Source organism: Actinomadura logoneensis (assembly GCF_003428695.1).
Taxonomy (GTDB): domain Bacteria; phylum Actinomycetota; class Actinomycetes; order Streptosporangiales; family Streptosporangiaceae; genus Spirillospora; species Spirillospora logoneensis.
In genome coordinates, this window is record NZ_QURH01000235.1 from 1 (window position 1) to 10,447 (window position 10,447).

Annotated in this window: 12 protein-coding genes; 4 read left to right on the forward strand and 8 right to left on the reverse strand. The window is 75.4% G+C overall.

Translation table 11 applies throughout. The features are described from left to right. On the forward strand, positions 1 to 395 hold a 395-nt coding region (locus DZF91_RS39765), incomplete at its 5' end, for a hypothetical protein (RefSeq protein WP_199486619.1). 78 nt (positions 396 to 473) lie between these two features. Here the strand turns inward: DZF91_RS39765 and DZF91_RS13735 are convergent. Next, the gene (locus DZF91_RS13735; RefSeq protein ID WP_117357861.1) at positions 474 to 1,268 is read right to left on the reverse strand and encodes a class I SAM-dependent methyltransferase; all 795 of its coding nucleotides are present in this window, start codon (positions 1,266 to 1,268) and stop codon (positions 474 to 476) included. A 48-nt stretch (positions 1,269 to 1,316) separates the two neighbouring features. On the opposite strand from DZF91_RS13735, the gene DZF91_RS13740 reads away from it, so the two are divergent. Both DZF91_RS13740 and DZF91_RS39770 read left to right on the forward strand, forming a co-directional pair. After that, a complete protein-coding gene (locus DZF91_RS13740; protein WP_235834266.1) occupies positions 1,317 to 2,243 on the forward strand; it encodes a formylglycine-generating enzyme family protein in 927 nt (308 codons plus the stop codon). Positions 2,244 to 2,258: 15 nt separating this feature from the next. Next, complete coding sequence (locus tag DZF91_RS39770) at positions 2,259 to 2,525, forward strand: ubiquitin family protein (protein WP_158587936.1); 267 nt, start codon at positions 2,259 to 2,261, stop codon at positions 2,523 to 2,525. 85 nt (positions 2,526 to 2,610) lie between these two features. On the opposite strand, the gene DZF91_RS13750 is transcribed toward DZF91_RS39770, so the two are convergent. The 4 genes from DZF91_RS13750 to DZF91_RS13760 are packed head-to-tail and all read right to left on the reverse strand — an operon-like array spanning position 2,611 to position 7,263. Beyond that, complete coding sequence (locus DZF91_RS13750) at positions 2,611 to 3,672, reverse strand: Nif3-like dinuclear metal center hexameric protein (RefSeq protein WP_158587937.1); 1,062 nt, start codon at positions 3,670 to 3,672, stop codon at positions 2,611 to 2,613. Next, positions 3,669 to 4,874 carry an SAM-dependent methyltransferase gene (locus DZF91_RS39775; protein WP_158587938.1) on the reverse strand — a complete coding sequence of 402 codons (1,206 nt, stop codon included), beginning with the start codon at positions 4,872 to 4,874 and terminating at the stop codon, positions 3,669 to 3,671. The genes DZF91_RS13750 and DZF91_RS39775 overlap by 4 nt, the downstream gene beginning before the upstream one ends. Further along, positions 4,859 to 6,007 (reverse strand): nucleotide disphospho-sugar-binding domain-containing protein, encoded by a 1,149-nt coding sequence (locus tag DZF91_RS13755; RefSeq protein ID WP_117357863.1) that lies wholly within the window; start codon positions 6,005 to 6,007, stop codon positions 4,859 to 4,861. Before DZF91_RS13755 ends, DZF91_RS39775 begins: the two co-directional genes overlap by 16 nt. Positions 6,008 to 6,015: 8 nt before the next feature. Then, entirely contained in the window at positions 6,016 to 7,263 is a 1,248-nt protein-coding gene (locus DZF91_RS13760) for a cytochrome P450 (protein ID WP_147341142.1), read from the reverse strand. Between the two features lie 162 nt (positions 7,264 to 7,425). On the opposite strand from DZF91_RS13760, the gene DZF91_RS13765 reads away from it, so the two are divergent. After that, positions 7,426 to 8,304 carry a class I SAM-dependent methyltransferase gene (locus DZF91_RS13765; protein WP_117357865.1) on the forward strand — a complete coding sequence of 293 codons (879 nt, stop codon included), beginning with the start codon at positions 7,426 to 7,428 and terminating at the stop codon, positions 8,302 to 8,304. An 84-nt stretch (positions 8,305 to 8,388) separates the two neighbouring features. On the opposite strand, the gene DZF91_RS13770 is transcribed toward DZF91_RS13765, so the two are convergent. The 3 genes from DZF91_RS13770 to DZF91_RS13780 all read right to left on the reverse strand — a co-directional run. Further along, complete coding sequence (locus DZF91_RS13770) at positions 8,389 to 9,210, reverse strand: SAM-dependent methyltransferase (protein WP_117357866.1); 822 nt, start codon at positions 9,208 to 9,210, stop codon at positions 8,389 to 8,391. Beyond that, the gene (locus DZF91_RS13775) at positions 9,207 to 9,599 is read right to left on the reverse strand and encodes a nuclear transport factor 2 family protein (protein ID WP_117357867.1); all 393 of its coding nucleotides are present in this window, start codon (positions 9,597 to 9,599) and stop codon (positions 9,207 to 9,209) included. Before DZF91_RS13775 ends, DZF91_RS13770 begins: the two co-directional genes overlap by 4 nt. A 29-nt stretch (positions 9,600 to 9,628) precedes the next feature. Beyond that, on the reverse strand, positions 9,629 to 10,447 hold an 819-nt coding region (locus tag DZF91_RS13780), incomplete at its 5' end, for an ABC transporter permease (RefSeq protein ID WP_199486620.1).

Sequence of the window (10,447 nt, forward strand, 5' to 3'; positions counted from 1 at the left end):
CCGGCGGGCGGTTCGCCGCGGTGCTGGCGGACGAGCCGGGCCGGTACTCCCCCTTCCGCGTCCGGCACGGCGTCGTCACCCGGCGCGGACCGGTCCCGGCCGCCCGCCGCCCCGACCCCCGCGAATGGACGGCGCTGCTGGAGGCGGCGGGGTTCACCCGCGTGCGCGCCGAGACGCACCGGGTGCCGGTCTTCGAGGCCGAGCACGCCGCCGCCGCGTGGGTGCTGATCGTCCGGACGTCCGCCCCGCTGCTCGCGTGGCAGGGCGGGCTGGACGAGCGCGCCCGCGAGGCGGCGCACCGCGAGGCCGTCCGGACGCTCGCCTCCTGGTTCCCCGGCGGGCCGGTGCGTCCGCCCGGTGAGGCGGTGCTCGTCTCCGGCGTCCATCCCGGATGACCCTGTGAGACGGGACCGGCGTAGGCCGGGGAGGGGACGCGCACTGGGTCGGGCGCGGATGCCGCGGGCTGAGGGCGGTCAGGGGCGGCGGCGGGCGACGAGGTGCCAGAACCGGGCCGTGCGCAGGTACGGCTCCCGGTCGCACAGCGCGAGTTCGAGGTGTTCGAGCTGCTCGGCGAACGTCGGGTCGTGCTTGAGGCCGTCATCCGCCACGAGGTCGTTGACGCACCGGATCCCGAACCGGTGGGTCACCACGCAGCCGGCCGCGCCGAGGGCGCGCGCCGCGTCGTCCGGCTCCCACCGCCGCATCTCCCGCCCGAACGTCTCCGACCGGAGGGCGGGTGCGTCCAGCAGGGCCAGTGCCCCGGCGGGGTCGGCGAGCCGCACCGCGCGAGCCAGGACGTCCATCGCCGGGTTGGGGGAGAGCAGCGACACCGTGCCGTCCGGCCGGGCCGCCCCGGCGACGACGGACACCGCGTGCGCCGGGTCGTCGCGGTAGTGCAGCACGTTGTGGCAGAGCACCAGGTCGAAGCGCGGGCCGAGTGCCGCCGCGTCGTCCAGGTCGCCGAGCAGCACGCGGACGTGTTCGGTGAGCCCGGCGTCCGCCGCCGCCCGCTCCGCGCGTTCGAGCAGCGTGGCGGCGTGGTCGAGGACGGTCACGTGGTGCCCGAGCCGCGCGAGCGGCAGCGCGTCCCCGCCGTCGCCGCCGCCGACGTCCAGCACCCGGAGCGGACCGCCGGACGCGACGTCCACGGCGCGGGCGAGCGTGTGCGCGACCAGGCGGTACCGGAGGCGGTTCCACGGGGCCTCGCGCCAGCGGTCCCAGGCGTCCGCGCGCTCGTCGAACGCGGCCGCGTCCCGCGCTGCGTCCATCCTGCGCGCTCCTTCCCGCCCGCCCGAATCACTACTAATATATATAGCGTGCTCGAAGGTGTCCGGGGAGATGACGGGACCGGGACGGTGGAGGTTCCGGGCGCCGTCCTCCGTCTCGGGTCGCCGCCGTGGATGGCCCGCTGGCTGGAGTCGGAGCCGCAACCGCTGCCCGGAGCCTGGTTCGCGGACGAGACCCCGCAGACCGAGGTCGAGGTGCCCGCCTTCCGGATGGACCGCTTCCCCGTCACCGTCGGCCGGTTCGCGGCCTTCGCGGACGCTACCGGATATCTCACCGACGCCGAGCGGATCGGCTACGGCATGGTGTACGGCGAGCGCTTCTGGGAGGAGCGCCGGGGCGCGTGCTGGCGGGCGCCCGGCGGTCCCGGCACCGACGCCGCCGAGCGCCCCGACCATCCCGTCGTCCACATCAGCTGGAACGACGCCGTGGCGTACGCCCGGTGGGCGGGCCGGCGGCTTCCCACCGAGGCCGAATGGGAACTGGCGGCGCGCGGCGTCCGGTACCGCATCTGGCCCTGGGGCGACCGGTGGGTGCCCGGCGCGGCGAACACCGCCGAACTGCACGCCGGCCGCCTGGACGCCCTCGACGGCTGGCTCGACTGGTGGCGGGCCACCTGCCGCGAGCACGGTCCGCTGCCCCGGACGACGCCCGTCGGCGCGTTCTCGCCTACCGGCGACAGCGCGCACGGATGCTCCGACATGGCGGGCAACGTCTACGAGTGGACGGCCAGCCCGTCCCGCCTCTACGCCGACGACGCGCCCTGCGACCCGGCCCTGCGGCGCGTCATGGGCCGGTACCGGGTGATCCGGGGCGGCTCCTGGATGAACTTCCGCTACCAGGTCAGATGCAGTGAACGCATGCACGGCGACCCGGGCGGATGGTCCAACTTCGCGCTCGGGTTCCGCTGCGCCGCTCCGGCCCGCGAGGAAAGCGAGCCGGACGGTACCGGTGGGTGACGTCGGGAGGGTGACATGGCCAAGATCCTGCTGCCGGCGGGCTGGACGCACGGCGCGCGCACCGAGTTCGACGTCCCGGCGGGCCCGCTCATGGAGGTGATCAAGCGGTTCGCCGCCGCGCATCCGGCGCACCGCCGCCGCCTGCTCGGCGACGACGGCGAACCGCTCGGCTACTTCAACGTCTACGTGGACGACGACCCGGTCGCCCGGCCGGACCGCGCCGCCGCCGAGATCGCGTCCGACAGCGTCGTCGTGATCGTCCCGCCGCTCGCGGGCGGCTGACGCCTCCGCGCGCTGCCCGGCTGGGGGGCGGCCGGGCGGCTGACGCCTCCGCGCGCTGCCCGGCTGGGGGGCGGCCGGCGGAGGTTCAGGTGTGCAGCGTCCACGGGTCGGTGACGGTGTCCGACACCGTGACGCCGACGAAGGGGCGCAGCCGGGTGGCGAGCGTGTCCAGCCAAGGACGGCGCGTCGCCCACGTCCCCGCGCACACGACGGCCGGACCGTCCGCCTCGCCTTCCGGGCGTGCGAGCAGGGCTGGGGTGGGGAGGTCGTCGGTGACCAGGACGTCCGCGTCCGCCGCGAGCCGCAGGGGACTCGCGGCCGAGGACGCGGAGGCCAGCACCGCCACCCGCCGCACCGGACGGTCCGGGTCACCGGCCGTCCTGATCCCGCCGGGCCGTCCCGGCAGCCGTGCGGCGACGTGCGCCGCGAACCGCGCGAGGGGCACCGCCCGCGCCAGGCCGCCCACGCGCCCGAGCCCGTGCCGTCCAGGCCGCGGGGCGAGTTCGCACAGGTAGAACGCCGGTTCCTCGTACGGATGGGCCCGGCGCAGCGCGGCGGCGACCTCGGCGCGGCGCGCGCGTGGCAGCACCATCTCGACGCGGGTCTCGGCCACCGACTCGACCTCGCCGACCGCGCCGATCACCGGGCGCGCGCCGTCCAGCGGGACGAACGACCCGACCCCCTCGGCCGTCCAGACGCACCGGGCGTAGTCGCCGATCGCCCCGGCGCCGGCCTCCGCCAGCGCGTCCACCACCCGCTCCACGTCCGGCTTCGGGACGAACGCGACCACGGTGTCCAGAAGCTCGTCCGAGGGCAGCAGCGGGCGTGCGCCGACCAGTCCGAGCCGTTCGGCGACCGCTCCGGAGCACTCGTCGCGGTCCGGGGACGGCGGCACGACGAGCAACGCGAGGCCCGAAGCGCCCAGCCGGTGGCCGAGCCCCACCATGCCGGCACCGTCCAGCCGGTCCAGGCCGCCCGACGCGACCAGCATGTCCGCGTGCAGTCGCACGGCCTCGGCGACCGTGGCCGGGGCGGCGTCCACCGCGATCAGGACATGACGGACGGGCGCGCCGACGTCCCCGCAGACCAGCCCGGTGCGAGGGGCGTCCGGCCGCAGGAGCGCGGCGACCTCGGCGGCACGCGTCACGGGCCACCGGCGGCGCGGCCGGGGGACGCGTCGAACACCGCCAGGGTGCTGAGCGTGCCGCGCGCCCGCTCCAGCATGGCCCGCGTCCCGGTCGCGGAACGGCTCGTGGTGACGAGCCGCCGCGCGTGCGGGGTGTAGGCGTCGCTGAGCAGCACGAGCGTCTTCGGCAGCGGCGAACGCGCCGCGACCTGGACGGCGAGGTCCAGGTCGCCGTAGGTCATCTCGACCAGCACGCAGGTGATCCCGGCCCGCAGGTACAGCTCCAGCTCCGCACGCAGCCGCCGCCGGGTCTGGCCGTGCCGGTGGGGGAGGCCCGACAGGTAGGCGAACCGGGCCGGCGCGGCGGGCGCCCCGGCCTCGCCCGCCGCGACCAGCGCGATCGGGACGCCGGGCAGGACGTCCAGCCGCCGCCGGTCGAGCCGCACGCCGTCCAGGACGTCGTAGGTGTCGGGGTTGCCCTCGACGAGCAGCACGACGTCCCGCACGCCCTCGTCCCGCAGCGCGTCCAGGGCCGCGCCGACCTCCCTGATCGTCGCGTCGTAGTCGGCGCTGTCGTACGGGACCGGCCGGTGGCGCGGCCCCGGCGGCGACGGCGTTCCGAGCAGCCGCGGCAGCGTGTGCGCGTACGTCCAGTCGGTCGCGACCACGGCCTCGGCCCGTCCGACCAGCGCGCGCAGCTCGGCGGGCGACACGAACGGACGCGGACCGACGCCGACCGCGGTGAGCCGCTGCGGCGGCGCGTCCGGACGGGCGCGCTCCCAGGTCAGCCGCCGTCGCAGCATCCGCGCCCGGTCGCGGACGAACGACGCGGGCAGCAGGAAGTGCGCCTCGCCCGGCTCCGGGCTGTGCACCCACCGGGTACCGGCGTTCCCGGCCAGAGCCAACGCGGTACCGGCCAGGTCGCCGATCAGCGCGACGGGCCGTCCCAGCCGCAGCGCGGCGGCGGCCACCTCACGCGCGCGCGGGAACGCCTCCGCGCCGAGCGCCACGAACCCCGCCGACACCGGCGACACCGCGTACCGCTCACCGTCGATCGTGAGGGAGACCCGGTCCCGGACGAGCGCCGCCCCGTGGAACAGCGCCGCGTGGACCGCCGCCGCGTCCGACCCGTCGCGAGCGGCGGCGGCCCCGGCCCGGAAGGTGTCCGGGACACGCCCGGAAAGCCCCGCCGGCACCGCGTCCAGGCTCATCTCGTTCGCCATGCCCGGCTGCCGCGGGCGGCGAGGTCGGTGAGCCAGGCGACCGTGTCGGCGGGGGACGGCAGGGCGGTCATCTCCGCCCGGACCGCCCGCACCGCCGCGCGCACCCGGATGTCGGTGAGGGCCCGGTCGACCAGCGCCGCGTCCAGGTCGCCCAGGTCGGCGACCAGCCCGACGCCGCGGTCCCGCACGCAGGCGGCCTGGATGTAGTTCGGCGCGCCCGACGGGATCACCACCTGCGGCACCCCGGCGTCCAGCGCGGCCAGCGTCGACCCCGCCCCGCCGTGGTGGACGAGGCCGTCGCAGGTCTCCAGCAGCGCGCGCAGCGGCACCCACTCGCGGACGGCCCGCACGTTCGGCGGCGGGTCGCCGAGCCGGCCGCCCGCGTCGGCGCCCGCGCCGAGCAGCAGCACGAACTCGGCGTCCGTACGTTCCGCGACCCCCAGCACGCGGGTCAGCAGCCGCTCGGCGTTCGGCGCCATCACACCGGTCCCGACCGTGACCGCGACACGGCGGCCCTCCGGCCGGGACGCCAGGTCCGCGGGCAGCCGTCCGCCGCCGTTGTACGGGACGTAGCGCATCGACCAGGTGCCGGGGCGCCGCGCGGCCATGCTGGGCGGCGCCACGTCGATCCAGCCGCGCCGCTCCGGCAGCCCGTCCAGGCCGTGCGCCGCGAACACCTCGGGCAGCAGCTCCGGCAGCAGCTCGTAGAAGTCGTCGGTGCGCAGCAGGCTCGTCGCGTGCTCGACCGCCGGCACGCCCACCGCCGCCGCGGCGAGCGGCCCGCCGCCCTGCAGCTGCGAGTGGACGACCAGGTCCGGCCCCCACAGCCGGGCCGCGGCGATCATGTCGCTGGCGTACGCCCGGGTCGCCTCCACCAGCAGCGGACGCCCGTCGGCGACCTTCGTCGCGCACTTGGAGACCAGGTCGGGCCGGGTCGCGTTGAGGTCGGCGACCGAGGGGCGGCGGCCCCCGGGGTCGATGTCGATGACGTCCAGCCCCGCGCCCGCCACCGACAGCGCCGGGCCGGTGGTGCCGACGACCACCTCGTGCCCGGCCGCGCGCAGCGCCCACGCGAGCGGGACCATCGGGTACAGGTGGCTCTCCAGCGGGGTGGAGAGGAACAGCGCGCGCATCCGTCCTCCTACCGGCGCAGCGTGACCGGCAGGTCGAGGAAGGCGCGGATGTTGTGGCCGAGCCGCCGCTCGGGGGGCCCGCCCCGCTTCACCGCCGAGAAGTGGGTGACCAGGCAGGTCAGCAGCTCGCTGACCATGATCCGGCCGAGATGGGCGCCCATGCAGAAGTGGATGCCGCCGCCGAACGTCAGGCACGGCCCCTCGTCGCGGGTCACGTCCACCCGGTCGGGGTCGGTGTAGCGGGACGGGTCGCGGTTGGCGGCGCCCTGGACGCTGATGACGATCTGCCCCTCCGCCACCCGCACGCCCGCGACCTCGCAGTCGGCGAGGGCCGTGCGCGGGTTGAGGTTGAGCGGCGGGTCCAGTCGCGCCAGCTCCTCGGCGGCGCGCAGCGCCAGGCCGGGGTCGCGGCGCAGCACCTCGATCTGGTCGGGGTGGTCCAGCAGGATGGCCAGGCCGTTGCTCATCAGGTTGACGCCGGTGTCCATCCCGGCGTTCATCAGGTTCGAGCACGCCGCGACGACCTCGACGTCCTCCAGCTCGCCCGCCTTGTGCGCGGCGGTGAGGCGCGACAGGACGTCGTCCTTCGGCGCGCGCATGCGCTCGCCCATCAGCGCGGTGAAGTACTCGGCCATGCGCATCTCGGCAGCCGCCGCCATGGGCAGCTCCGCGACGGCGGTCATCGGGTCGAACACCCGCATCGACTCCGGGGACAGCTTCGCCAGCAGCGGCCGGTCCGCCTCGGGGACGCCGACCAGCTCGCCGACCAGGGTCGCGCCGAGCGGCGAGCTGACCCGGCTGACGAAGTTGCCGCCGGGCTCGTCGGCGAGCGCGTCCAGCAGCGCGTGCGCGTGGTCGTGGATCACCGGCCGCAGCCGCTCCACGTGGTAGGGGGTGAACGCGTTGGAGATCGCGCGGCGCATCCGGGTGTGCAGCGGCGGGTTGGCGAACACCATGGTCCGCCGCCACCGCGCCATCACCGGTTCGAGGACGTCGGGCGGGAGGTCGGTGAGGTGCTGCACCGACTCCTTGCCGCGCCCCAGCGACCGGTGCCGCAGAGCCGCGCTCACGTCGGCGTACCGCGACAGCACCGTCATGCCGTTGCCCGTGGTGAAGACGGGCGCGTTCGCGTGCAGCCAGGCGTAGTGCTCGGCCGGGTCGCTCTCGGGCGGGTTCTCGAGGATGGTGAAGAAGACCTTCTCCGCGCGCTCGTTCACGGCGGCCGGATCGTCCTGCTGGGGGGGAACGGTGCTCACGAGCGGCACTCCCGTCGTCACCGGATCGATGGATCACGACACCGGCAGACTATCCAACAGCTTCAAAAATAACTAGTCTTGCCGAACGAGTGCCCAGTGCAGGACAAGCGATCTGCTCGAACGCTGCAATATTCCATAGCGACAACGCATCAGGGAGCGGCCATGACGACGGCGGACCGGCGGACCGCGGCGGAGACCGAGCGCGACCGGCAGCGGGAGGAGTGGGCGCTGTGCTCGGCCGCCTGGCGCCGCCACCGCCGCGCGTTCACCGACCCCGGCCGCGCCATCACCGAGGGCATGCTCCGGCTGGCCGCGCCGCGCCCCGGCGAACGCGCCCTCGACCTCGCCTGCGGCGTCGGCAATCCCGCGCTCGCCCTCGCCGAACGGGTCTCGCCCGGCGGGTACGTCCTCGGCCTCGACCTCAGCCCGGAGATGGTCGCCGAGGCGACCGCCGTCGCCGCCGAGGAGGGCGTCCCGAACGCGGGGTTCCGGACCGTCCTGGACGAGGGCGCGCTCGGCGTCCCGGACGGCGCGTTCGACCTGGCGACGTGCCGCGCCGGCCTGCAGTACATGCCGGACCGGCCCGCCGCCGTCCGCGCGGTCCGCGACGCGCTGCGCCCCGGCGGCCGGTTCGTCGCGATGACGCTCGGCGCGGCCGAGCGCTGCATGCCGTTCCGGCTGACCAACGGCATCGTCGCCCGGCACGTCCCGCTGCCGCCGGTCGCGCCGGAGGCGGGCCCCGGCCCCGTCTCGCTGTCCTCCCTGGACGAGCTGACCGGCCTGTTCGCCGACGCCGGGTTCACCGGCCTGCGCACCGAGGTCTTCGAGGCCCCCATCTTCGAGGCCCCGGACCCGGCCGCCGCGTGGGAGCTCTTCACCGAGACGGCCGGGCCGTTCCTGAAACTCTTCGCGGCGCTGCCGCCCGGCACGCGCGAGGCCATGCGCGAGGACGCCGTCCGCGTGTTCGGCGAGGCGTTCCCGGACGGTCCGGTCCGTCCGACCGGCGAGGTCCTCCTGGTCTGCGGCACCAAGCCCGCCTGACCCCCGCCCCGGCGGGCGGGTGACCGCCCGTCCCGCTCCCGGATCAGGAGGGGGCGGGACGGGCGGGGCAGGGGGAGCGCCGGATCAGGGCTTGCGGCCCACGCCGCCGTAGGCCATGACGCGCGCCTTCGGCGACCCTTCCTCGTCCCCGGCGTCCGGACGCCACTCGGGCAGGAACACCACGCCCGGATCGAGGACGTCCAGGCCGTCCAGGAACGCCGCGACCTCCGCGCGCGACCGCATGAACGCCTCGCTCTGCCGCTCCTTCGACAGGTCCGTCATGGACCGGACGTGGTCGGGCAGCGCGTCGTCGGTCCCGTGCGACAGCACCAGGGCGCTGCCGGCGGCCATCAGCGACGTGTACGCCCGGACGAGCTCCCGCGGACGCCCCGAGTCGGGCACGTAGTGCAGGACGCCGAGCATGAGGACCGCCACCGGCTCGTCCCAGTCGATGAGCCGCCGGACCTCCGCGTCGGCGAGCACGCCGTCCGGGTCGCGCAGGTCGCCGAGCACCATCGCCGCCGCCTCGTCCCCGGCGAGGATCTCGCGGCCGTACGCCACCGCCGTCGGGTCGTGGTCGGCGTACACGACCCGGCCGTCCGGACGGACCTCGGCGACGACCTCGTGCACGTTCCCGACCGTCGGGATGCCCGAGCCGATGTCGAGGTACTGGCGGATCCCGGCGCGCGCGCACGTCCGCACCGCGCGCCGCAGGAACGCCCGGTTCAGCCGCGCGACCTCCGGGGCCTCGGGCACCCGCTCCACCATCCGCCGGGCGAACTCGCGGTCCACCGGCAGGTTGTGGTCGCCGCCCAGGTAGAAGTCGTAGACCCGGGCGACGCTCGCCCGCTCGGGCTCCCGCGCCGCCTCCGCGACCCCCGGGCCCGCGTCCGGCGGGGGACTCACCGCTCGGCCCCGTCGAAGAACGCGTCGGCGCGGTGCTGGTCGGCGCACAGGTGCGTGCCGTTGACGATCTTGCCGTCGGCGAACCGCCACAGCACGCAGTACTCCATCTCGAAGTCGCTGTCCGGCGCCACGGTGTAGGTGCGCTGCGCCTCGACGATGTAGTCGTCGTTGGCGCCCGTCACGTAGGTCTCCGACCGCATCTCGAACCCGCTGATCCGGTCGAAGAACGCGACGACGTCCGGCAGGCCCCGGATGACGCCGCTGACCTGGCTGCGGCCGGGGAAGTTCCAGGTCACGTCCTCGGACATGACCTCGCGCAGCGCGTCCATGTCCCGTTTGCCGTAGGCGTCGAAGAAGCGGTGGATGATCTCCTGGTTGGCGTGCGTCATGGCGCCTCCATCTAGGGGGTGGGTGCGGTTCAGCGCTCCCGGTTGTAGAGGTGGACGGTCAGCGGTCCGAAGACGGCGACCAGCACGGCGCAGGCCACCAGCGCCGTGACGACGTGCCAGCCGGTGGCGTCGCCCGCCATCAGGCCCCGGACGGCCGTGACCGTGCGGGTCACCGGGTTGACGTTCACCACCGCCTGCAGCCAGCCGGGCATGCTGTGCGTGGCGACGAAGATGTTGCTGCCGAACAGCAGCGGGAACACGCCGATGCCGCTCAGCGTCATGATCGTCTGCGGCTTGTCGACGACCAGCCCGAGCGCCGTCCACACCCAGGCCAGGCTGAAGGCGAACACCTGGATCAGCGCCAGCGCCGCCACGACGCCGAGGAACCCGCCGTGCGGCCGGTAGCCGAGCAGCAGCCCGAGCAGCACCGCGACCACCGACGCCATCAGGTACCGGACGATGTCGCTGAGCAGTTCGCCCACCAGCATCGCCGGACGCCAGACCGGCATGGACCGGAACCGGTCGTCGATGCCGGTGGAGACCGCGACGTTCAGCGCGATCCCGGTGTTCATGCTGATCATCACCACCGTCAGCACCACCACGCCGGGCAGCAGGAACTGCAGGTAGCGGTCCGTCGAGCCCGCGATCGCGCCGCCGAACAGGAAGGTGAACACCAGCGTCACCATCACCGGGAACAGCACGGCGTCGAACACCTGCTGCGGGTCGCGCCGGACCTTGAACAGCGCGCGCTGGCAGAAGATCCAGCACATCGCGGGCGCGCTCGGGCGCGGCGGGCGGTCCTCGCCGCCGCGCAGCGCGGCGCGCACGGCCGCCTCGAGTCCGTCGCC

Coding starts and splice junctions, on each gene's coding strand:
- DZF91_RS13735 (WP_117357861.1), bottom strand. CDS start 1,268: ATGGACGCAGCGCGGGACGCGGCCGCGTTCGACGAGCGCGCGGACGCC.
- DZF91_RS39770 (WP_158587936.1), top strand. CDS start 2,259: ATGGCCAAGATCCTGCTGCCGGCGGGCTGGACGCACGGCGCGCGCACC.
- DZF91_RS39775 (WP_158587938.1), bottom strand. CDS start 4,874: ATGGCGAACGAGATGAGCCTGGACGCGGTGCCGGCGGGGCTTTCCGGG.
- DZF91_RS13755 (WP_117357863.1), bottom strand. CDS start 6,007: ATGCGCGCGCTGTTCCTCTCCACCCCGCTGGAGAGCCACCTGTACCCG.
- DZF91_RS13765 (WP_117357865.1), top strand. CDS start 7,426: ATGACGACGGCGGACCGGCGGACCGCGGCGGAGACCGAGCGCGACCGG.
- DZF91_RS13775 (WP_117357867.1), bottom strand. CDS start 9,599: ATGACGCACGCCAACCAGGAGATCATCCACCGCTTCTTCGACGCCTAC.